Source organism: Citrobacter sp. RHBSTW-00524, from assembly GCF_013747755.1.
GTDB classification, from domain to species: Bacteria; Pseudomonadota; Gammaproteobacteria; order Enterobacterales; family Enterobacteriaceae; genus Citrobacter; species Citrobacter braakii.
On sequence record NZ_CP056421.1, the window covers coordinates 4,830,808 to 4,852,301 of the forward strand.

Here is a 21,494-nt window from a genome sequence, read left to right on the forward strand (position 1 = left end):
TATGGGGAAACTGATCTGGCTGATGGGGCCGTCCGGCTCCGGTAAGGACAGTCTACTGGCAGAACTTCGCCAGCAGGAACCTGCGCAACTGCTGGTGGCGCACCGTTACATCACCCGCGCCGCCAACGCCGGGAATGAAAACCATATTGCCCTCAGCGAACCAGAGTTTTTTACCCGCGCCGGGCAGAACCTGCTGGCGCTGAGCTGGCATGCCAACGGCTTCTATTACGGCGTCGGCGTAGAGATTGACCTCTGGCTGCACGCCGGTTTTGATGTGGTGGTCAATGGCTCGCGCGCGCATCTGCCCCAGGCGCAGGCCCGTTACGGCGCTTCTTTACTTCCCATTTGCTTACAGGTTTCCCCGGCCATTCTACGCCAGCGCCTGCAGGCACGTGGGCGGGAGAGCGAAACGGAAATCGCTGCCCGCCTTGAACGTGCGGCACGCTACACGCCGTATGACTGCCACGTCCTGAACAATGATGGAAGTTTGCTACAGTCTGTCGATACACTGCTCACACTGATGGGACGCAAGGAGAAGAAACATGTCTGTCTGTGAATTACGCCGCGCCACGCTATACGATACCGATGCGGTTTACGCGCTTATCTGTGAGTTGAAACAGGGCCAATTCGACCTGCAGGCCTTTAGCGCCGGCTACGCCGCAAATCTGCAAGATCCCAATATGCACTACCAGCTGGCGCTGCTCGACGGACAGGTCGTCGGCTTGATCGGTCTGCACCTGCAGTTTCATCTGCACCACGCCAACTGGATTGGCGAGATCCAGGAACTGGTGGTGATGCCACAGGCACGAGGACTAAAAGTGGGTAGTCAGTTACTGGCCTGGGCTGAAGCCACCGCGCGCGAAGCGGGCGCAGAAATAACCGAGCTTTCGACAAGTACCCAACGCCTTGACGCGCACCGCTTTTACCAGCGCGAAGGCTATACCATGAGCCATTTTCGCTTCACCAAACCGTTGTAGGGGGGAGCCATGAGTCTGACCATTACGCTGACGGGAACCGGCGGCGCGCAACTGGTGCCGGCATTTGGCTGTGACTGTGCGGCCTGCCAACGAGCACGCTTACAGGCGCAATACCGTCGACGCCCTTGTAGCGGGGTGGTCAAATTTAACAATGCGGTGACGCTGCTGGACGCGGGGATCCCGCATCTGATGGACGACTGGCCAGCAGGCAGCTTCCAGCAGTTTCTGCTCACCCACTACCATATGGATCACGTGCAGGGGCTGTTTCCGCTGCGCTGGGGCGTGGGGGCGACTATCCCGGTGTACGGTCCGCCAGATGAACAGGGATGCGACGATCTGTTTAAGCACCCTGGCATCCTCGATTTTAGCCATACCGTCGCGCCATTCGTGGTGTTTAACCTGCAAGGGTTGCAGGTGACGCCACTCCCGCTCAACCATTCAAAGCTGACGTTTGGCTATCTGCTGGAGACCGCGCACAGCCGCGTGGCGTGGCTCTCCGATACCGCCGGACTTCCCGACAAGACGCTGAAGTTTCTCCACAATAACCAGCCTCAGGTGATTATCATCGACTGCAGCCACGCCCCGCGCGCCGAGCCGCCGCGCAATCACAGCGATGTAAATACCGTTATCGCCTTGAACGAGGTTATCCGCTGCCCACGGGTGATCCTGACGCATATCAGTCATCAGTTTGATTTGTGGATGATGGAGAATCCGCTACCGACAGGGCTTGAAGCCGGGTATGACGGAATGGAGATTGTGCTGAGGTAGGTTTACATCGCACTTAAAGGCTTGTTAACAGGTCTCTGCCCTCTATAACCTTGCCAGCGAAAGATTGCGCTAACGATCGTAATCTTCTTCCATTCTGCGCTCTTCGTCTTCTAACTGACGCCGTTCCTGATCGAGCTGGCGCTGGCGGTCATCCAGTTGGCGGCGGCGGTCTTCAAACTGGCGGCGGCGATTATCATACTGTCTGCGACGATCGTCACTCATCTGTCGCTGCCAGCTTTCATCACGAGAGTCGTCATAATCCCGCCCGCTGTCCGGTTTGTAGGCATCGTTAATCGCCTGCTGAATATTGCCGATGGCGTCATCGATAATATCGGCCTGCGCCGATACGGTGGTCATCATCAGCAGAGTGAAAAGTAAGAATGTCGCGGAACGTTGCATAAAACCAGCCTCATCAAGAAACTCGCCCCACGGTAATCAAAGCGTATTTGCGCGGGTAGCGGAGGAATCTCAATTACGCGAATGCCGCAGCGCCTGCGCCAGTTCTCCCCGAGTGAAGGGCTTACGCAATAACGCCACATCCGGCAGCGCCGGGTTATGCGCCGGACGTAAATCCTGGCCGCTAATCAGCAGGATGTTCAGTTGTGGATAATGTGCCAGCGCATGATTAACCACATCCACACCGCTTAAACCGCCGGGCAGCATTAAGTCGCTGATAAAAATATCAATCTCGGATGAAGCCGCCAGCATATGCATAGCCTGTTCGCCGTTGGCGGCCTCTAACGTCAGGTAGCCCAGCAGGTGTAATTGCTCACATAACGTCTGGCGCACATCGGCTTCATCTTCGAGAACCAGCACCAGTTTTTCACCGCGAGTCGGGGTGTGCTGTGCGATTGTCTCCACCGGTGTCTGCACCGGCACAACCGCGCGAGGAAGCTGCAATCTGACCGTCGTTCCCTGCCCAGGAGCGCTTTCAATCTCCACGCGGCCACCGGACTGGCGCACAAAACCGTAGACCATAGACAGCCCCAGCCCACTGCCGCTGCCGGTCTGTTTGGTGGTGAAAAACGGCTCGAAGACCTGAGCTTTCACCTCCTGCGACATCCCGCTTCCCTGGTCGGCAACTTCCAGCATCACCATATCCTGCTTACGCCCATCGCTGCGCGTGACCCGCTGATTCCAGGTACGGATTTTAATCGTGCCCGCCTGCCCGTCCATGGCGTCACGGGCATTCATCACCAGATTAATAATGGCGTTCTCCAGTTGGCTGACATCAATCCACGCGGGCCAGGCGGGAGACTGGGCTTCAATCTCCAGCGTCAACGTAGCCGGAAGAGAGTGGCGCATCAGTTCGCCCAAATTTTCCAGCAGCGTTTTCAGCTCCACCGCATGGGGATGCAACGACTGTTTGCGCGAAAAGGCCAGCAGCCGCTGGGTAAGGAGCGCCCCGCGCTCGGCGGCTTTTAGCGCCCGATTGACCCGTGGCGCATCGGGAGAGTCTGGGTTCACCAGATCCAGGCTGCCAATAATGACCGCCAGCAGGTTATTGAAATCGTGCGCTAATCCGCCTGTCAGTTGCCCTACCGCCTTCAGTTTCTGACTGTGCAACAGCGCTTCCTCCAGCCCCTGGCGCTCGGTGCGGTCGATTTCCATCTGGCTGGTTTTTTCTTTTAGCAGTCGGGTGGTGTGCTCCAGCGATGCCGTATTACGGGCGAAGACGCTAAAGGCGCGGGCCAGCTCGCCCAGCTCATCGCGCCGCTGTAGGGCCGGGACGCTAACGTCCGATTCACCGTGCGCCAGCCGGGTCATCGCCCGCGAAATGGCCGTCAGGTTAGAACCGAGGTTACGGTAGATATACCAGCCGGCAAAACCGGTGATCACCACCGCCAACAGCGCAAACACCAAAATAAACAACGCGCCGGATTGCAGTTCCTGATGGCTTTGCGCCACCCGCTGTTCGGAGATCAGCGCCACCTGCGAAGCATACCGGTTGATATCGCTGTTGAGGATCGCCACCAGCGCTTTGATATGAAACATATACCAGTTGATCGCCAAATCGCTCTGCTCAAGCGCAGAAGAGAGCGGCTCCAGCTTATGCAACTCCTGGTTGAAGTCGGTGAGGATGTTGGTAATCAGCTGATTGCTATTTTGCACAGGCAGCGCGGGCATCACGCCGTCCAGTTGTTTCACCACCGAACGCGGCGTGGGTGTTTCAATGGCGGCAACAATTAAGCGGTCTATCTGCCCCAGCAGCACGTCATCCTGCGCGCCGGTCAGCTTTTGCAGATGACGTAAATAACTTTGATTCTGATACAGCGAACTGAGCAGGGCGTTACGTTCCAGATGTCGCCGTTGCCCGCGCTGCAGCATACCTTCCACGCTGCTTTGTAGCTCCTGGCTGCGCTGAATAATACGCTCGACCAGCGCCGGCTCCTGCTGCGCCAACGGCGCGGTGGCCAACTGTTCCAGCGAATGCTTCAGCGCCCGTTGCGTCTCCTGCAGCCGCTCCGCTTCACCTTTGTATTCCAGCGCGCCGACCACCTGCGACAGCCGCACCGCCGCCGTCGCCACGTTCGCCGTATCCCGGGCCAGGTTCATGCTGCCGGTCATGTCGTCAACGGTTTGCTGCTGCACCTGTTCCTGGATTTGACTGGCATGCTGAAACCCCAGCACCGCCACACCGCTTACCATCAGCGTGACCGTCACCACCAGCAGATTGAAGAACAGCAATCGTCCGCGCGCACTGGCGAAAAAGTGACGTCCTGGTTGCGGCATATCACGCTCCGTGAAGAAAAATCGCAATATGACAAATATGAACGGCTTCTGACATTTTGCATTTACATTCCTGTGATGGACTGCTGATATCGGCCACCCCACAGGAGATCCGCTATGAGCAGGACACCGGTTCTGGAGATGCGCAACATTGCCAAAGCGTTTGGTAAATTTTACGCGCTGAAAGGGGTCGATTTAACGGTCTGGCCGGGTGAGATTCATGCCCTGATGGGTGAGAACGGCGCGGGGAAAAGCACCCTGATGAAGATCCTTGCGGGCGCGTATACGGCCACCAGCGGTGAGATCCTGATCGACGGTCAGCCGTTTCACATTCGCGGGCCAAAGGACGCGCTCAGCGCAGGCATCACGCTGATTTACCAGGAGATGCAGCTCGCGCCGAACCTGACGGTGGCGGAAAATATCTTTCTTGGCAGCGAGCTGTCGCGCGGCGGTCTGGTCCAGCGTAAAGAGATGGTGATGCAGTCGCAGAAAGTCATCGACCGACTCGGCGCCCAGTTTAAGGCCAGCGATCGCGTGATGACGTTGACCATCGCCGAACAGCAGCAGGTGGAAATCGCCCGCGCCCTGCACCGTAACAGCCGCATTCTGGTGATGGATGAACCCACTGCCGCCCTCTCCTCACGTGAAACCCACCGCTTGTTTGAACTGATCATGCGCCTGCGCGATGAGGGGATGGCGATTATCTACATTAGCCACCGCATGGCGGAGGTGTATGAACTCTCGGACCGCGTCAGCGTCCTGCGCGACGGGCAATATGTAGGCAGCCTGACCCGCGACAAACTCAACGCCTCTGAGCTGGTGCGCATGATGGTGGGCCGACCGTTAAGCGATTTGTTCAACAAAGAGCGCGATATTCCCTTAGGTAAAGCGCGCCTCAACGTCCACCACCTGACCGACGGCCATAAAGTCCAGCCGTGCAGTTTGCTGGTGCGCTCCGGGGAGATCGTCGGCCTTGCCGGGTTAGTCGGCGCCGGGCGTTCTGAACTGGCTCAACTGATTTTTGGCGTGCGTAAAGCCATCGGCGGCATGATTGAAGTAGACGGTGAACCGGTGGTGATCCACTCCCCTCGCGAGGCGATTGACCACGGCATTGGCTTTCTGACGGAAAACCGCAAAGAGCAGGGATTGTTTTTAGAGCTGGCGGCAGCAGAGAACATCACCATGGCGACGCTGGAACGTGACGCCAACTGGGGCATGCTCGATCGCAAAAAGGCGCAGGCTATTTCCGATGACGCCATCCAATTGCTCAACATCCGCGTTCCGCACGCCCAGGTTCGCGCGGGCGGGCTGTCCGGCGGTAATCAGCAAAAGCTGCTGATTTCTCGCTGGGTCGCGATCGGCCCACGCATTTTGATCCTTGATGAACCCACGCGCGGCGTGGACGTTGGCGCCAAAAGCGAGATCTACCGGATCATGAACGACATGGCGCGCAAAGGCGTGGCGATCCTGATGATCTCCAGCGAATTGCCGGAAGTTGTCGGTATGAGCGATCGCGTGTACGTCATGCGGGAAGGCAGCATTGCCGGTGAGCTGAACGGGCAAAGTATTACCCAAGAAAATATTATGACGCTGGCAACCGGCGTGAACGACTCCCATCACCAGGCGGTGTCCCATGAATAATCCAACCACTCCCCAGCAGGTGGCGAAATCCGCCTCCGCGAAAAAATTGCTGATGAGCGATCTGATGCAAACGGTCGGCATCTTGCCGATTCTCATCCTGATAGTGGCGGTGTTTGGCTTTATCGCGCCAAACTTTTTTACCGAAAGCAACCTGCTGAATATTACCCGCCAGGCGTCGATCAACATCGTGCTGGCGGCTGGCATGACCTTCATTATTTTGACCGGCGGGATCGACCTCTCGGTTGGCTCGATTCTCGGCACCACCGCCGTCGCGGCTATGGTCGTTTCGCTGATCCCTGAATTTGCCATGCTGTCGATTCCGGCGGCGCTGATGCTCGGTCTGGTGCTGGGGTTGTTTAACGGCGCGCTGGTTGCTTTTGCCGGACTGCCACCGTTTATCGTCACGCTTGGAACGTATACGGCGCTGCGCGGCGCAGCCTACCTGCTGGCCGACGGCACGACGGTGATCAATTCCAATATCAGCTTTGAGTGGATCGGTAACAACTATCTTGGTCCGGTTCCGTGGCTAGTGGTCATTGCGCTGGCGGTGGTGGTGATGTGCTGGTTCATTCTTAGGCGCACCACACTCGGCGTTCATATTTATGCGGTCGGCGGCAATATGCAGGCCGCTCGTTTAACCGGTATCAAAGTGTGGCTGGTGCTGCTGTTCGTCTACGGCATGAGCGGTGTGCTCTCAGGTCTTGGCGGGGTGATGAGCGCCTCGCGGCTATACAGCGCCAACGGCAACTTAGGCATGGGTTACGAACTGGACGCCATCGCGGCGGTGATCCTCGGCGGTACCAGCTTTGTTGGGGGGATCGGTACCATCACCGGCACGCTGGTAGGGGCGTTGATTATCGCCACGCTCAATAATGGCATGACGCTGATGGGCGTCTCCTATTTCTGGCAACTGGTGATCAAAGGGGCGGTGATCATCATAGCGGTACTGATCGACAAATACCGTACCCGACACCATCAAAGTGCATAACAACAACATCTTACTTCGAGGAATACAGCATGAGATTGAAGCCCTTAGTCACCGCGCTCTGTGCTGGCGCACTGCTTGCTGCAGCTCCGTTTGTGCAGGCAAAAGAACTGAAATCGATCGGCGTTACGGTGGGCGATCTGGCCAACCCGTTCTTCGTGCAGATCACCAAAGGCGCGGAGCTGGAAGCACGCAAACTGGCGGGTGATAGCGTTAAAGTGACGCTGGTTTCCAGCGGCTACGATCTGGGACAACAGGTGTCGCAAATCGACAACTTTATTGCCGCCAAGGTCGACATGATTATTCTTAACGCCGCCGACTCCAAAGGCATCGGCCCAGCGGTAAAACGCGCGAAAGACGCAGGGATTGTGGTGGTTGCCGTTGACGTAGCGGCGGAAGGCGCTGATGCGACCATTACCTCCGATAACACCCAGGCGGGTGAAATGGCCTGTAAATACATTACCGACCGTCTGAAAGGGAAAGGCAACGTCGTCATTATCAACGGGCCGCCGGTTTCCGCCGTCCAGAACCGCGTGGAAGGCTGCCAGACCGAGTTTAAACGCCACCCGGATATCAAGGTGCTGTCGTATAACCAAAACGCCAAAGGCAGTCGCGAAGGCGGACTGGAGATCATGACCGCGCTGCTGGCGGCGAATCCGAAGATCGACGGCGTATTCGCCATTAACGATCCTACGGCGATCGGTGCCGATCTGGCGGCAAAACAGGCACAACGTAGCGAATTCTTTATTGTCGGCGTAGACGGATCGCCAGACGCTGAAGAAGCGTTGAAGCGGGAAAACTCACTATTTGTGGCGACGCCTGCACAAGATCCGCAGGTGATGGCTGCCAAAGCGGTCGAAATCGGCTATGACATATTGCAGGGGAAACCCGCCCCGAAAGAGCCCGTACTGATCCCGGTGACGATGATCGATAAAAACAACGTCGGCAGCTATAAGGGTTGGACGGTGAAATAACCCGCCACAACAACGCCGGATGGCGGCAAAAATGCCTTATCCGACCTACAAGATCGGTATGATTTTGTAGACCGGATAAGCGCAGCGCCATCCGGCATGATATTAAGGAGGATTCTGCCGATGAAACGCTCAGCAATAAACGAAATCCTTGGCCACACGCGCCAGTTTTTCTCTCTGCACGACGTGCATCTCCCCCCTTTCGCCAGTTTCCCGCCGACCCAATGGCGCAAGCTTGATCCCGCCGCCTGGAGCGAAGTTTTCGACCTTAAGCTCGGTTGGGATGTCACCGCGTTTGGCGGCAACAATTTCGCCGCGCAAGGGTTAACGCTGTTTACCCTGCGTAATGGCTCGCCGAAAGGAATGCCTTACGAGAAATGCTACGCCGAGAAAATCATGCATGTTCGCGATGCACAGGTCACGCCGATGCATTTTCACTGGCGCAAACGCGAAGACATTATCAATCGCGGCGGCGGTAATTTAATTGTGGAACTGTGGAATGCGGGGATCCGAGAACAAACGGAGGACAGCGACGTGAGCGTGGTGATTGACGGCTGTCGGCAAACCCATGCGGCAGGCAGTCAATTGCGCCTGACGCCGGGTGAAAGCATCTGCCTGCCGCCGGGCCTGTATCACAGCTTCTGGGCGGAAGAAGGTTTTGGCGACGTGCTGGTCGGCGAGGTTTCTTCTGTTAATGACGACGACCACGATAACCACTTTCTGCAACCGATCGCCCGCTATAACGACATTGAAGAAGACGAACCGGCGCAGCTGGTACTGTGTAATGAGTATCGCCTGTTCCGCTAACCAAGGAGCGCATTATGCCGTTGATATCTCTCGCCGATGGCCTTGCCCATGCCCGCGAGCACCGCTATGCCTTAGGGGCGTTTAACGTTCTGGACTCACACTTCCTGCGCGCGCTGTTTGCCGCAGCAAAGCAGGAACGTTCGCCGTTTATCATCAACATCGCCGAGGTGCATTTTAAATATATCTCGTTGGATTCTCTGGTCGAAGCGGTCAAGTTCGAAGCCGCGCGGCATGACATTCCGGTAGTGCTGAACCTTGACCACGGCCTGCACTTTGAGTCGGTGGTTCGGGCACTGCGCTTAGGTTTCAGTTCAGTGATGTTTGATGGCTCCACGCTGGAGTATGAAGAAAATATTCGTCAAACTCGCGAAGTGGTGAAGATGTGTCACGCCGTCGGCGTATCGGTGGAAGCCGAACTGGGCGCGGTGGGAGGCGATGAGGGCGGCGCGTTGTATGGTCATGCCGACGAGTCGCTATTTACCGACCCGATGATGGCGCGTGATTTCGTCGACAGAACCGGGATTGACGCGCTGGCGGTCGCCATTGGTAATGCACACGGCAAATATAAAGGCGAACCGGTGCTCGACTTTCCGCGTCTGGACGCCCTTCGCCAGCAGGCGGCGATCCCGCTGGTACTGCACGGCGGTTCCGGCATCAGCAACGACGATTTCAAGCGCGCAATTGAACTCGGCATTCACAAAATCAACTTCTATACCGGCATGTCGCAGGCGGCGCTGTCGGCAGTAGAGACAAGAATAGCGAATCGTCAGCCCCTGTACGACGAATTTGCCGAACTGCTGCTCGCCATTGAAGAGGCCATTACCGATACCGTTTCAGAACAGATGCGTATTTTTGGCAGCGCGGGACGGGTCTGATGGAACGCAAAGGCGTTATCGCCGCAGGCAACATGCTGGTCGATCATGTGCATCAAATTGTGCAGTGGCCGGAACGCGGCTGGCTGGCGGAAATCATCCGTAGCGAACGCGCGACGGGCGGTGCGCCGCTGAACGTACTGCTGACGCTGGCGAAAATGCACACCGGACTGCCGCTGCAGGCAGTGGGGTTAATCGGTCAGGATAGCGACGGCGACTACATCATGGCGATGCTGGAGCAGTATCATGTTAATCGCCAACATGTGCAGCGCACGACTTTCGCCCCCACGTCGATGTCACAGGTGATGACCGATCCCAGCGGTCAGCGCACCTTTTTCCACTCGCCCGGCGCCAACCGGCTGCTGGATCTGCCCGCTTTTGAGCAACTGGATACCTCGATGAAAATCTTCCATCTTGGCTATCTGCTGCTGCTCGACAGTCTGGACATGCCGGATGAGGAGTACGGCACGCGTAGCGCACGGCTGCTGGCGCAAATGCGCGACAACGGCTTTGAAACATCACTGGATCTGGTTTCACGCAAGGGCGACCCGCGCTATCAGCCGTTAGTGATGCCAGCCCTGCGCCATCTCGACTATCTGGTAATTAACGAGCTGGAAGCCGGGGAATTCAGCGGGCTGGAGATCCGCCTGCCCAACGGGGAGCTGCATATTGCGCACATCGCCACCGCTGCGCGCGAACTGCTGAATGCGGGCGTTCGCCAGCGGGTGGTTATCCACTGTCCGGAAGGCGCCTGGGGTGAAGCGCCGGATCTGCCGGGCGTCTGGATCCCGTCACAGTATCTGGCGCCGGAGGAGATCGTTGGCAGCGTCGGGGCGGGAGATGCGTTTTGCGCCGGATTTTTGTATGGCTGTCATGAACGCTGGTCGCTGACGGACAGCGTCAGGCTGGCACACGCCTGCGCACGGGCCAGTTTGCTGTGCGCCAACGCGATAGACGGCGCGAAAACGTTGGCAGAGTTAAAAGCCGATATAGCGTCCTTGTAAGCCGGATAAGACGTTTACGCCGCCTTATCATGATGCTGAACGTCGGCGGCAAACACATAGCCCAGCCCGCGCAGGGTTTTGATCAGCATCGGCTGATGCGGGTTGTTCTCTATTTTTCGCCGTAACCGCATGATTAGCACGTCAATGGTGCGGTCAAATACCTCAACGCTGTCGCTGCGCGTCAGTTCCAGCAGCTGTTCTCTGCTAAGTACCCGGCGGGCGTTTTGGGCCAGCGCCAGCAGCAGGCTGTATTCCCCCTGCGTCAACTCCACCTTCAGTTGCTGAGGATTATGTAACTGGCAACCGGCGGTATCGAGATGCCAACCGTTAAAAGAAAGTCCCGTGGTTTGCGGGCTGCCGCTTTCTGCCGTTAACACGCCGACGCGTCTGAGTACCGCCTTTACCCGCGCCACCAGCACCCGCGCATTGAACGGTTTACCGATGTAGTCGTCAGCGCCCATTTCCAACCCGACAACCACATCCGACTCGCTGCCAAGCCCGGTCAGCATCACCACCGGTAATCCGGGTCTCATCTTTTGCACCTGCTGCAGCACCATCAGACCGTTAATATCAGGCAACATCATGTCCAGCAATACCAGAGCGATTTCCGGCTGAGTCTCAATGCAGCGCAGCGCCTCCTGCCCGGTGTGACATGCGGTCACTGCAAAGACGTGTTCGCTCAGCACATCCTGTAAAAGCGTGCAGACAGCGATGTCATCATCCACAACCAGTATGGCTGGCTTCATTGTTTTTCCCCATTTCTGGCCAACTTAAATGAGTGTGATTGATTCTGCACAGAGTGACAGCGATAAGGCACAAGGATGTGTGGGAAACATAACCTCGGTCACACTGCCGGGCCGTCACGTATTGGAGATTCGTCACGTCAAATATGACGACAGCCTGTTTTTCGTCAGGGTTTTGCGCAAAATTCGCCCGTAATATCGACTAATGCCCCTGATAAAAACATGGCATAAAAGATGCATAACTCAAGCGACAAGCGCGTATGCGTGATTTGATTAACTGGAGCGAGACCGATGAAAAAAGTCGTCACGGTTTGCCCATATTGCGCATCAGGTTGCAAAATCAACCTGGTGGTCGATAACGGCAAAATCGTCCGGGCTGAAGCGGCGCAGGGGAAAACCAACCAGGGTACCTTGTGTCTGAAGGGCTACTATGGCTGGGATTTTATCAATGATACCCAGATCCTGACCCCTCGTCTGAAAACCCCAATGATCCGTCGCCAGCGTGGCGGCAAACTGGAATCCGTTTCCTGGGATGAAGCGCTTGATTACGTCGCCACTCGTCTGAGCGCCATCAAAGCGAAGTATGGCCCGGACGCTATTCAGACGACCGGTTCATCTCGCGGTACGGGTAACGAAACCAACTATGTAATGCAAAAATTCGCGCGCGCCGTTATTGGTACCAATAACGTTGACTGCTGCGCTCGCGTCTGACACGGCCCTTCGGTTGCAGGTCTGCACCAATCGGTCGGTAACGGCGCAATGAGTAATGCTATCAATGAAATTGATAACACAGATTTAGTGTTCATCTTCGGGTACAACCCGGCGGATTCCCACCCGATCGTGGCGAATCACGTGATTAACGCTAAACGTAACGGGGCGAAAATTATCGTCTGCGATCCGCGCAAAATTGAAACCGCGCGTATTGCCGATATGCACATCGCGTTGAAAAACGGCTCGAACATCGCGCTGCTCAACGCCATGGGTCATGTCATCATCGAAGAAAAACTGTACGACCAGGCGTTCGTCGCCTCCCGTACAGAAGGATTCGAAGAGTACAGCAAGATTGTCGAAGGCTACACGCCGGAGTCCGTCGAAGATGTCACTGGCGTTAGCGCACAGGATATTCGTCAGGCTGCTCGTATGTACGCCACGGCAAAAAGCGCGGCCATCCTGTGGGGCATGGGTGTTACCCAGTTCTATCAGGGTGTGGAAACCGTGCGTTCACTGACCAGCCTCGCAATGCTGACCGGCAACCTCGGTAAGCCAAGCGTGGGCGTTAACCCGGTTCGTGGCCAGAACAACGTTCAGGGCGCATGCGACATGGGCGCGCTACCGGATACTTATCCGGGCTATCAGTATGTGAAAGATCCGGCTAACCGCGAGAAGTTCGCTAAAGCCTGGGGCGTGGAAAGTCTGCCTGCACATACCGGCTATCGCATCAGTGAACTGCCGCACCGTGCGGCGCATGGCGAAGTCCGCGCGGCATACATTATGGGTGAAGATCCATTACAGACCGACGCTGAACTCTCCGCAGTGCGCAAAGGCTTTGAGGATCTGGAACTGGTCATCGTGCAGGATATCTTCATGACCAAAACTGCCGCTGCCGCAGACGTTATTTTACCGTCTACGTCATGGGGCGAGCATGAAGGCGTCTTCTCCGCGGCTGACCGTGGCTTCCAGCGCTTCTTTAAAGCCGTTGAGCCGAAGTGGGATCTGAAAACGGACTGGCAGATTATCAGTGAAATCGCCACCCGTATGGGCTACCCGATGCACTACAACAACACCCAGGAAATCTGGGATGAGTTGCGTCATCTGTGCCCGGATTTCTACGGTGCCACTTACGAGAAAATGGGCGAACTGGGTTATATCCAGTGGCCTTGCCGCGACACCTCAGAAGCCGACCAGGGTACGTCTTATCTCTTCAAAGAGAAGTTCGATACCCCGAACGGTCTGGCGCAGTTCTTTACCTGCGACTGGGTAGCGCCAATCGACAAACTCACTGAGGAGTACCCGATGGTGCTGTCTACGGTGCGTGAAGTCGGCCACTACTCTTGCCGTTCGATGACCGGTAACTGTGCGGCGCTGGCCGCGCTGGCGGATGAACCGGGCTATGCCCAGATCAACACCGCCGACGCAGCACGCCTGGGCATCCAGGATGAAGAGCTGGTGTGGGTTAACTCGCGTAAAGGCCGGGTCATTACCCGTGCAGCAGTCAGCGATCGTCCAAACAAAGGCGCGATTTACATGACCTACCAGTGGTGGATTGGCGCATGTAATGAGCTGGTAACCGAGAACTTAAGCCCGATTACCAAAACGCCGGAGTACAAGTACTGTGCCGTTAACGTTGAACGCATTGCCGATCAGCGCGCTGCCGAGCAGTATGTCATTGATGAGTACACCAAGCTGAAAGCCAGCCTGCGCGAAAGCGCGATGGGTTAGTCCGTTTACGTAACTGTTCTGCAACAGCCTCCGCCCGGAGGCTGTTTTTTTATCCATACGATCTCTTTATACTGTTCATTCCGTACCCTAAATAAAACTCAAAATGAAACAACTCATTGCATTGATGTTCTTTATGACATTCTTTGCCCATGCCAGTGATACTGAGCCAGGAAGCCAGTACTTACAGGCCGCTGAGGCAGGGGATCGTCGCGCACAGTACTTTCTTGCCGATACCTGGTTCAGTTCGGGCGATTTGAGCAAAGCCGAGTATTGGGCGCAAAAAGCCGCCGACAACGGCGATGCCGACGCCTGCGCGCTACTGGCGCAAATCAAAATTACAAATCCGGTCAGTCTGGATTACCCCCAGGCTAAAACGCTGGCGGAAAAAGCAGCCAAAGCAGGCAGTAAAGCGGGAGAACTTACCCTGGCGCGGATTCTGGTCAACACCCAGGCTGGACGTACCGATTACCCTAAAGCCATTACCTTGCTGCAAAACGCCTCCGAAGACCTGGAAAATGACTCCGCCGTCGACGCACAAATGCTGCTCGGCCTGATTTACGCCAACGGCGTGGGCATTCCCGCTGACGATGAGAAAGCGACGTGGTATTTCAAACGAAGCTCAGCCATTTCCCGCACCGGTTATTCCGAATACTGGGCAGGGATGATGTTCTTAAACGGTGAACAGGGTTTTATCGTGAAGAATAAACAGAAGGCGCTGCACTGGCTGAATCTGAGCTGTATGGAAGGATTCGATACCGGCTGCGAAGAGTTTGATAAGTTAACAAACGGGTAATGATTTGCATTGCCGGATGGCGCTACGCTTATCCGGCAAGCTGTCATGAATTACTGATTAGCGGTCTTATCAAATCTACCCAGCACGTCGCGCTCATAGGCCAGCGCTTTCTTGCGGTCAAATTTGTGTTCCCACTTGGCGATAACCAGTACCGCCAGCGCATTACCCACCACGTTCAGCGCGGTACGCGCCATGTCGAGGATACGGTCAACACCGGCGATAAACGCCAGGCCTTCCAGTGGGATCCCCACGCTGCCCAGCGTAGCCAGCAGCACCACGAATGATACGCCCGGCACACCCGCAATCCCTTTCGAGGTCACCATCAGCGTCAGCACCAGCACGATTTCCTGCCACAGCGACAGGTCGATACCGTACAGCTGCGCGATAAAGATAGCGGCGATACTCTGGTACAGAGTTGAACCATCAAGGTTGAATGAGTAGCCGGTCGGCACCACAAAGCTGGTGATTGAAGCGGGCGCGCCATAGGCTTCCATCTTCTCAATAATGCGCGGCAGCACGCTCTCGGAGCTGGCGGTAGAGTAGGCCAGAATCAGCTCGTCTTTCAGAATGCGGATCAGGATCCAGATGCTCAAACCGCAGATGCGCGCCACGATCCCCAGCACCACCAGCGCGAAGAACAGAATGGCGAAATGCACCAACAGCACCAGCTTCGCCAGCGGCCACAAGGAGGCAAAACCGAAGTTCGCGACGGTAACGGCAATCAGCGCGAAAACGCCGACTGGCGCGTAGCGCATAACCATGTGAGTGACTTTAAACATGGTTTCGGAAATAGAGCGAAATACGGTAACCAACGGCTCGCGGTGAGTTGCCGGCAGGGAAGACAGACCTAAACCGAACAGCACCGAGAAGAAGATAATCGGCAGCATATCGCCTTTTGCCATCGATGCGACGATGTTGGTTGGCACCAGTGACAAAATTGTCCCCATCAGGCCATGCGCGTGGCTCTGTACTTCTGCGGTCGTGCTTTGATATTTCGAAATATCCACGGTCGCCAGTTGCGACATATCCACCCCGGTACCTGGCTGGAACACATTCGCCAGCGTGATACCCAGGATAATCGCCACGGTGGTGATTACTTCGAAATAGATAATAGTTTTGGCGCCAATACGGCCCAGCTGTTTTGCATCACCGACCCCGGCGATACCGACAACCAGCGTAGAGATAACAATGGGCACCACAATCATTTTGATCAGATGGATAAAGATATCGCCCGCCGGTGACAGCAGGTTTACAACCAGCCATTCACGGCTTTCACTATGGTAATGCAGGTAACTCCCCAGCAGAATGCCCAGCACCATAGCGATCAGAATCTGCCATGCCAGGCTGACTTTCAAATTTTTCATAACAACGGACTTCCTCGATGGAGCGCTATTCCACATGCGGTGTGTGGTAATAGTACATACTGAAAGGGTATGAATTGTGTTGCGTTCGTTTATGGAGTTTTTTAACGCTTATTATCATTATCATTTGCGTACTGTCTCGCGCAACCCTCCAGGAACAGAGCCTTCAGCTGAATTTATGCATAAAAATGCAATTTTATCGGGGTATTGATGAATAACTTTTTGTTATAAAAGAATTTTAATATGTTCAAAAATGAAGAAGTCATGGCGTGAGTTTTTTTTGCTCATTTGTTCGTTCGCCTGTTTTTTAAACAGGCCAAATGATACAAATCACAAAAGAAACAAATTTATTTTTGCCGATTCTGCAACAACTTCGCCATATTAATAGAGTCAATGAGCTGTGCCCGGTTCACCCTCGGCGAGTTTAAATCCATAACTTTTTGCCACACTGAAATGGCCTGGGCGTAGTCTGCCTGCATAAACGCATCTGAGGCTAACAGCATCAGCGCAGTGACCTCTGTCGGGTCCAGCGCCAGAGCCTTATCAATCATCTCGCGAGTGGGCGGTGTCATATGCTGCCCGGCCTGGTAATACAATACCGTTGCCAGCGCTGAATAGATCTCAGCATTTTCACCCCCTACATGCAGCGCCTGCTCGTAGGCCAACAGCGCATTATGATACGCGTTTTGCCAAAGATAGTACTCACCGAGTTGTGCCCATTTCACACCGTCCTGTGGATTAGCACGAATTTGAGATTGCAGCAAAAGCAGCTGTTTTTCCTGAATATTTTCATCGGCGAACGCATGTAATGGGTCCGCCAACCGCGTCTGTTCCTGACGCACCGCCTGCCATTTTGGCGTCAACAGGTAACCTCCGATGCAGGCCACAACCATCAGCACCGTCGCAGCGGTCAGCCACTTCACGGGGAGTGGGCGTAACGGCGCAGGGGAATGGGTGGACTGGCTCATTGCACATCCTCCTCTACGCGCTGGCGCCGTCTCACCCGCCAGACCACCACGCCCACCAGCAATAACAACAGGCACGGCAACGCCCACAGCAGCAGCGTTTGCTCATTCAACGGCGGGTTGTAGCGCACAAAATCACCGTAGCGATCGGTCATCCACGTCGTTATCTCGGCTTCACTTTTCCCTTCCGCCACCATGCTATAAACCTGGTGGCGCATACTGACCGCTACCGGCGCATTGGATTCCAGCAAGTTTTGGTTTTGACACTGTGGACAGCGCAGTTGACTGGCAATAGACAACGCTTTTTCCTGTTGTTGCGGGTTGGCAAAAGTCCATGTGTCCACAACCTGGGCATGTGTCGCGAAGGCGATGAAAAACAAAATGATAGCTAAGAGTAAACATGTTCTGCCGGATGGCGCTGCGCTTATCCGACCTACCGTTTTCACACCCCGTTCGCCGCCATCCGGCAACGCGTTGATTAGTTTATGCATCGCGCTTTCTCCCTCGCCATCCGCTCAGCAGCGCACCACAGACCATTAACAGTCCCCCGCCCCAAATCCAGCGCACGCCGGTCTGCACGTACAAGCGCATGGCATAACGGTCCGGTCCGGTTTTTTCGCCGATTACCGCATACCAGTCATGCATCAGATTCCAGCGGATCCCCGGCTCCATCATCTGTTGACGGCGCGCGGCATAGAAGCGTCTTTCAGGCTGCAGGCTGCCAATGCGTTTCTCATTTTGCCACAGCGTGATCTGCGCTTTTTCACTGGTGTAGTTACCTTTTGCTTCCAGGTCGAGACGCTCAAAACGAAAAATATAGCCCGCCAGTTCCACCTGCTGCCCGGGGCTGAGATTCAGGCTTATCTCCTGACGACTACCGCTGGAAAAGACGATCCCAGCCGCAAACACCAGCACCCCGGCATGCGCCAGCAGTGCCGGAAGCTGGCAACGCACAGGCACTTTGCGGCTTCTGATCGTCGCCAGCACGATAACCAGCAGCATCAGCAGGCCAAAGGGCAGCGTAGCACGGTTAAAGTACGGTGCGCCCACGGAGAGCCGCCCCCAGCCGAACAACCCGTAAATCATCGGGTAAAGGGTACCAATCAGCACAATCAGCAGCACCGCGCAAAAAAGTAATAGCGCGACCAGAATCAGCATCTCGCGCGACCAGCCGCCAAAACGCGCATTCTGGCGGACTTGCTGTCCCCGCCAGGCGTACAGCCCGAGTGATGCCAGGCTCAATACGGTAAACAGCGCGAACAGCGGCGTGGCGCGGACGTTATCCAGCGCAAAAGCGTGCACGGAAACGAGAATGCCGGAACGCACAATCAGCGTCCCCAGCAGCGATAAAATCAGCGTGACGATCGCCAGCAGCAGCGACCAGTGGCGGAAGATCCCACGTTGGCGCGTGATGAACAGACTATGCAGCAGCGCACTGGCGGAAAGCCAGGGTAATAAGGAGGCATTTTCTACCGGGTCCCAGAACCACCAGCCCCCCCAGCCCAACTCGCAGTAAGCCCACCAGGAGCCGAGGATAATCCCCAGCGTCAGCGCACACCAGCCAGGCAGCGCCCAGCGCCAGCACACCCCGGCGCTCTGCGCATTAAAGTCACCGCGCAGCAGCGAGGCCAGCGCCACGCCTGCCGCCACCATCAAGCCACCGTAACCCAGGTACAGCAGCGGCGGATGGAGGATTAACCCGAGATGTTGCAGCATCGGGTTAAGATCGCGCCCTTCAATGGCTGGCGGGAAGATACGCACGAACGGATCGGACCATACCACCACAAACAGCAGCAGCAGGGCCGTTATCAGTGCGAGGACGCTGAGCGTTAACGGAAACAGCAGGTCGGAATCACGCCGATAGCGCAAGGCGAACAGCGCGCTCCAGCCGGAAAGAAACAGCACCCACAGCAGCAGCGATCCTTCATGCCCGCCCCACACCGCCGCCAGTTTTAATCCCCACGGCAGCAGGCTGTAGCTATGCTGAGCAACGTAGACCACCGAAAAATCGCTGGTCAGAAAGCAGAATATCAGAATGGCAAAGGCCAGCAGCAGCAGCGAAAATTGCGTCCACATGCCCACGCTTGCCAGGCGCATTACGCCTTGCCAGCGCTGGCGGACACCCACCAACACGGCAAGCGGGGTCAACACGTTGACCCCGAGGCTTAACAACAGTGCCAGAAAACCGGCTTCAGGAAGGAGAACGTCCAGATATCACCTTACGCAACGGTTAGCTGACCCGCATAGAGAATAAAAAAGCGCAGCAGCAGTACGCCGGTCAGGCTGGCGCCGCACACTGCCAGCACGCCATGAAACGTCGAACTGCGGTTGGCCCAAGGTTTTAGCAGCATCGGCAGTATCAGCCCAAGCCCGGCCACGCCCAGCCAGAACCACCAGGTCCAGAATCCACCGCCCAGTGCCGCCGCCAGCGCGCGCATTTTGCCGTCATCGCCCAGCGCCAGACCGACGAAAAACGCCGCCAGCAGGAAGATCTCCAGCCATACCACCGGGACTTCCATGCGATGCACAAAGTGCGCTTCGGTACTGTGCGGATTGCTACGATGACGTAACGCCATGGCGATCAGCGCCACCGCCGCGCCGGAGGAGATCCCGGAGAACAGAAACAGCACCGGCAGGATCGGGTTATTCAGGAACGGGTAGGATTTCAGCGCCGACAGCAGAAAGCCGGTGTACGCCCCGAGCAGGACCGCCAGCACCAGCATTAACGTCTCCAGCGCGCGATGAAACGGCGCAATCAACGTCAGCATTTTCTGTACGATCCCTAATCGCGGCAGCCAGCGCTGTTGCAGAGCAATCACCTCTTTTTCAAAGATTTTTGCCAGCCACAGCACCAGCACCACCATGTACAACTGGAACAACATGACCCCCATCGACATCACCGAAGTGAAGCTGTAGTGGAACATCAGTTTCCAGAAGGTCCATGGACGCGTCAGGTGGAACACCAGAATCAGCAGACCGAAGATAATCGCCCCCGGCCCTAACACCAGCGTAGTGCGTAGCAGCGTGCTGTCAGAACCGCCCGCCTCCGGATGGAAACGACGCAGCAGAATCGCCAGCGTGACCAGTCCGGCGGAGATGCCAATCAGGAACAGATAGATGGCAATGGGCCAGTCCCACACCAGTGATTCAAAATGAAATGCAGAAGCGGATGTCATTGGCTCACCTCCCCAAATTTAAAGGGAACGCGGTAGACCTTCGGTTTTGTGCCCAACGCCAGCTTGTAACGGTAGGTGGTTTTCTGCAGCAACAAGCGGGAGATATCGCTGTTGGGATCGTCCAGATTACCAAACGTCAGCGCCTTCGTCGGACACGACTCAACGCAGGCGGGCTGCTTGCCCGCTTTCAGATTGGTTTTCCGACAGAAATCGCATTTATCCGCCGTTTTGCTAACCGGATGGATAAAGCGCACGCGATAAGGACACGCGGCGATACAGTACTGGCAGCCAACGCAAAGGTCCGGGTTCACATCCACAATACCGCTGGCGGCATCGCGATACGATGCCCCCGTCGGGCAGACGTCAACGCAGGGGGCATGGTCGCAATGCTGGCACGAATGACGGAAGAAGCGATACTTCACATCAGGAAACGTCCCCTGCGGCTCGCTGCGAATAATCGTCAGACGCGATACCCCTTCCGGCACGTTGTTTACTTCCCGACAAGCATCCATGCAGGCCGTACAGCCGATGCATAGTGACTCATCATGTACCATACCGTAACGTACGCCGTTGATGTTCAGCGTCTTCGCCACAACGCGTCCCGCCGTCCCGCTCACTGCCACCAGCGCGCCGACGCGGGTGATAAACTGGCGACGAGAGCAACTCATGGATGCTCCTTAAGCAACGGAACCGACGCCGGGTTAAAGTTCGGATTGTTACGCTGATCGCTGTGGCAATCGACGCAAATCTTGATCCGTCCTTTATCACTTAGCGTCTGCATCGTGTCTTGCTTCGGATGCAGTGAGTGACAGCTGGCACACGCCACTTTGGTTACGTGAACATCGTGTGGCCAGAACGCTTTTTGTAGCTGCTCAGGCAAGTGGCAGGACATACAGACGCTGTTCTGCTGTTCAACGTTGTACATCGGCTCATTAAAGCGCATCACATCCTTCACCCCTTCACGGTGGTTCGGTGACGGCTGGCCGTGACAGTTGGTGCAGGTGACCGGCAGTTTGTTATTCGGGTTGATGACTTCTGCATGCTTACCATGCATGCCTTCGGTATCTGGCTTGTGACAATCCAGACAGGCGGCATCCGGATTACGCTGTTGGGTAACCGTCCAGCGTTGATCCGACTCCTGCGGCGTTGGCGTGGCAGTGATTCCACTCAGGCTCCAGAACAAGCCTGACGCCAGCACCCCAGCAGTTAATAACGAACGTAATACGCTCATATTCACTCCGTTGAGTTATCCGCCCCTGACG

The 21,494-nt window shown here is 56.1% G+C and carries 19 protein-coding genes and 1 pseudogene; 11 read left to right on the forward strand and 9 right to left on the reverse strand.

The genetic code is table 11. The annotated features are described in order from the left end of the window. Position 1 precedes the first annotated feature (1 nt). Genes phnN through phnP form a run of 3 tightly spaced genes read left to right on the forward strand, consistent with a single transcriptional unit; the run spans position 2 to position 1,745 of the window. On the forward strand, positions 2-556 hold the full coding sequence (phnN, locus tag HV229_RS23205) for a ribose 1,5-bisphosphokinase (protein WP_016155392.1): 555 nt from the start codon (positions 2-4) through the stop codon (positions 554-556). Then, entirely contained in the window at positions 543-977 is a 435-nt protein-coding gene (phnO, locus tag HV229_RS23210; protein ID WP_046274567.1) for an aminoalkylphosphonate N-acetyltransferase, read from the forward strand. Before phnN ends, phnO begins: the two co-directional genes overlap by 14 nt. 9 nt (positions 978-986) lie before the next feature. Beyond that, positions 987-1,745, forward strand: a complete 759-nt coding sequence (phnP, locus tag HV229_RS23215; RefSeq protein ID WP_016155390.1) for a phosphonate metabolism protein PhnP — start codon at positions 987-989, stop codon at positions 1,743-1,745. 69 nt (positions 1,746-1,814) lie between these two features. Here the strand turns inward: phnP and yjdP are convergent, their stop codons facing one another. Together yjdP and HV229_RS23225 are read right to left on the reverse strand one after the other, a co-directional pair. Continuing rightward, entirely contained in the window at positions 1,815-2,144 is a 330-nt protein-coding gene (gene yjdP, locus HV229_RS23220) for a DDRRRQL repeat protein YjdP (RefSeq protein ID WP_016155470.1), read from the reverse strand. A gap of 69 nt (positions 2,145-2,213) precedes the next feature. Beyond that, positions 2,214-4,478, reverse strand: a complete 2,265-nt coding sequence (locus HV229_RS23225) for a hybrid sensor histidine kinase/response regulator (protein ID WP_181546499.1) — start codon at positions 4,476-4,478, stop codon at positions 2,214-2,216. Positions 4,479-4,592: 114 nt separating this feature from the next. Between HV229_RS23225 and HV229_RS23230 the strand changes: the two genes are divergently transcribed. The 6 genes from HV229_RS23230 to HV229_RS23255 all read left to right on the forward strand — a co-directional run bounded on the left by HV229_RS23230 (position 4,593) and on the right by HV229_RS23255 (position 10,755). Further along, positions 4,593-6,116, forward strand: a complete 1,524-nt coding sequence (locus tag HV229_RS23230; RefSeq protein WP_016155468.1) for a sugar ABC transporter ATP-binding protein — start codon at positions 4,593-4,595, stop codon at positions 6,114-6,116. Then, the gene (locus HV229_RS23235; protein WP_016155386.1) at positions 6,109-7,104 is read left to right on the forward strand and encodes a hypothetical protein; all 996 of its coding nucleotides are present in this window, start codon (positions 6,109-6,111) and stop codon (positions 7,102-7,104) included. Before HV229_RS23230 ends, HV229_RS23235 begins: the two co-directional genes overlap by 8 nt. 29 nt (positions 7,105-7,133) lie before the next feature. Next, positions 7,134-8,075 (forward strand): ABC transporter substrate-binding protein, encoded by a 942-nt coding sequence (locus HV229_RS23240; RefSeq protein ID WP_019077849.1) that lies wholly within the window; start codon positions 7,134-7,136, stop codon positions 8,073-8,075. A 120-nt stretch (positions 8,076-8,195) separates the two neighbouring features. Next, the gene (locus HV229_RS23245; RefSeq protein ID WP_016155384.1) at positions 8,196-8,879 is read left to right on the forward strand and encodes a D-lyxose/D-mannose family sugar isomerase; all 684 of its coding nucleotides are present in this window, start codon (positions 8,196-8,198) and stop codon (positions 8,877-8,879) included. A gap of 14 nt (positions 8,880-8,893) precedes the next feature. Beyond that, positions 8,894-9,754: a ketose 1,6-bisphosphate aldolase gene (locus HV229_RS23250; RefSeq protein ID WP_016155383.1), complete on the forward strand. Its 861-nt coding sequence runs from the start codon at positions 8,894-8,896 to the stop codon at positions 9,752-9,754. After that, positions 9,751-10,755 carry a carbohydrate kinase family protein gene (locus HV229_RS23255; RefSeq protein WP_181547749.1) on the forward strand — a complete coding sequence of 335 codons (1,005 nt, stop codon included), beginning with the start codon at positions 9,751-9,753 and terminating at the stop codon, positions 10,753-10,755. The genes HV229_RS23250 and HV229_RS23255 overlap by 4 nt, the downstream gene beginning before the upstream one ends. A 14-nt stretch (positions 10,756-10,769) precedes the next feature. On the opposite strand, the gene HV229_RS23260 is transcribed toward HV229_RS23255, so the two are convergent. Then, positions 10,770-11,501, reverse strand: a complete 732-nt coding sequence (locus tag HV229_RS23260; protein ID WP_019077857.1) for a response regulator transcription factor — start codon at positions 11,499-11,501, stop codon at positions 10,770-10,772. A 288-nt stretch (positions 11,502-11,789) separates the two neighbouring features. On the opposite strand from HV229_RS23260, the gene fdhF reads away from it, so the two are divergent. Continuing rightward, positions 11,790-13,937, forward strand: a complete 2,148-nt coding sequence (fdhF, locus tag HV229_RS23265) for a formate dehydrogenase subunit alpha (RefSeq protein WP_082201324.1) — start codon at positions 11,790-11,792, stop codon at positions 13,935-13,937. Between the two features lie 103 nt (positions 13,938-14,040). After that, positions 14,041-14,730 (forward strand): Sel1 family TPR-like repeat protein YjcO, encoded by a 690-nt coding sequence (gene yjcO / locus HV229_RS23270; RefSeq protein ID WP_016155379.1) that lies wholly within the window; start codon positions 14,041-14,043, stop codon positions 14,728-14,730. A 50-nt stretch (positions 14,731-14,780) separates the two neighbouring features. On the opposite strand, the gene gltP is transcribed toward yjcO, so the two are convergent. The 6 genes and pseudogenes from gltP to nrfB form a co-directional block, all read right to left on the reverse strand. Next, positions 14,781-16,094, reverse strand: coding sequence for a glutamate/aspartate:proton symporter GltP (gene gltP, locus HV229_RS23275; RefSeq protein ID WP_155574809.1), 1,314 nt, complete (start codon positions 16,092-16,094; stop codon positions 14,781-14,783). Positions 16,095-16,438: 344 nt separating this feature from the next. Beyond that, a complete protein-coding gene (gene nrfG / locus HV229_RS23280; protein WP_049040256.1) occupies positions 16,439-17,059 on the reverse strand; it encodes a heme lyase NrfEFG subunit NrfG in 621 nt (206 codons plus the stop codon). Beyond that, a pseudogene (gene nrfF, locus HV229_RS23290) lies at positions 17,056-19,267 on the reverse strand (heme lyase NrfEFG subunit NrfF). Before nrfF ends, nrfG begins: the two are co-directional and overlap by 4 nt. Positions 19,268-19,275: 8 nt before the next feature. Further along, complete coding sequence (gene nrfD / locus HV229_RS23295; protein ID WP_016155452.1) at positions 19,276-20,232, reverse strand: cytochrome c nitrite reductase subunit NrfD; 957 nt, start codon at positions 20,230-20,232, stop codon at positions 19,276-19,278. Beyond that, positions 20,229-20,900 carry a cytochrome c nitrite reductase Fe-S protein gene (gene nrfC, locus HV229_RS23300; protein ID WP_016155373.1) on the reverse strand — a complete coding sequence of 224 codons (672 nt, stop codon included), beginning with the start codon at positions 20,898-20,900 and terminating at the stop codon, positions 20,229-20,231. The genes nrfD and nrfC overlap by 4 nt, the downstream gene beginning before the upstream one ends. Continuing rightward, positions 20,897-21,463 (reverse strand): cytochrome c nitrite reductase pentaheme subunit, encoded by a 567-nt coding sequence (nrfB, locus tag HV229_RS23305; RefSeq protein WP_005132587.1) that lies wholly within the window; start codon positions 21,461-21,463, stop codon positions 20,897-20,899. Before nrfB ends, nrfC begins: the two co-directional genes overlap by 4 nt. Between the last annotated feature and the right edge of the window lie 31 nt (positions 21,464-21,494).

Coding starts and splice junctions, on each gene's coding strand:
- phnN (WP_016155392.1), top strand. CDS start 2: ATGGGGAAACTGATCTGGCTGATGGGGCCGTCCGGCTCCGGTAAGGAC.
- phnO (WP_046274567.1), top strand. CDS start 543: ATGTCTGTCTGTGAATTACGCCGCGCCACGCTATACGATACCGATGCG.
- phnP (WP_016155390.1), top strand. CDS start 987: ATGAGTCTGACCATTACGCTGACGGGAACCGGCGGCGCGCAACTGGTG.
- yjdP (WP_016155470.1), bottom strand. CDS start 2,144: ATGCAACGTTCCGCGACATTCTTACTTTTCACTCTGCTGATGATGACC.
- HV229_RS23225 (WP_181546499.1), bottom strand. CDS start 4,478: ATGCCGCAACCAGGACGTCACTTTTTCGCCAGTGCGCGCGGACGATTG.
- HV229_RS23230 (WP_016155468.1), top strand. CDS start 4,593: ATGAGCAGGACACCGGTTCTGGAGATGCGCAACATTGCCAAAGCGTTT.
- HV229_RS23235 (WP_016155386.1), top strand. CDS start 6,109: ATGAATAATCCAACCACTCCCCAGCAGGTGGCGAAATCCGCCTCCGCG.
- HV229_RS23240 (WP_019077849.1), top strand. CDS start 7,134: ATGAGATTGAAGCCCTTAGTCACCGCGCTCTGTGCTGGCGCACTGCTT.
- HV229_RS23245 (WP_016155384.1), top strand. CDS start 8,196: ATGAAACGCTCAGCAATAAACGAAATCCTTGGCCACACGCGCCAGTTT.
- HV229_RS23250 (WP_016155383.1), top strand. CDS start 8,894: ATGCCGTTGATATCTCTCGCCGATGGCCTTGCCCATGCCCGCGAGCAC.
- HV229_RS23260 (WP_019077857.1), bottom strand. CDS start 11,501: ATGAAGCCAGCCATACTGGTTGTGGATGATGACATCGCTGTCTGCACG.
- yjcO (WP_016155379.1), top strand. CDS start 14,041: ATGAAACAACTCATTGCATTGATGTTCTTTATGACATTCTTTGCCCAT.
- gltP (WP_155574809.1), bottom strand. CDS start 16,094: ATGAAAAATTTGAAAGTCAGCCTGGCATGGCAGATTCTGATCGCTATG.
- nrfG (WP_049040256.1), bottom strand. CDS start 17,059: ATGAGCCAGTCCACCCATTCCCCTGCGCCGTTACGCCCACTCCCCGTG.
- nrfD (WP_016155452.1), bottom strand. CDS start 20,232: ATGACATCCGCTTCTGCATTTCATTTTGAATCACTGGTGTGGGACTGG.
- nrfC (WP_016155373.1), bottom strand. CDS start 20,900: ATGAGTTGCTCTCGTCGCCAGTTTATCACCCGCGTCGGCGCGCTGGTG.
- nrfB (WP_005132587.1), bottom strand. CDS start 21,463: ATGAGCGTATTACGTTCGTTATTAACTGCTGGGGTGCTGGCGTCAGGC.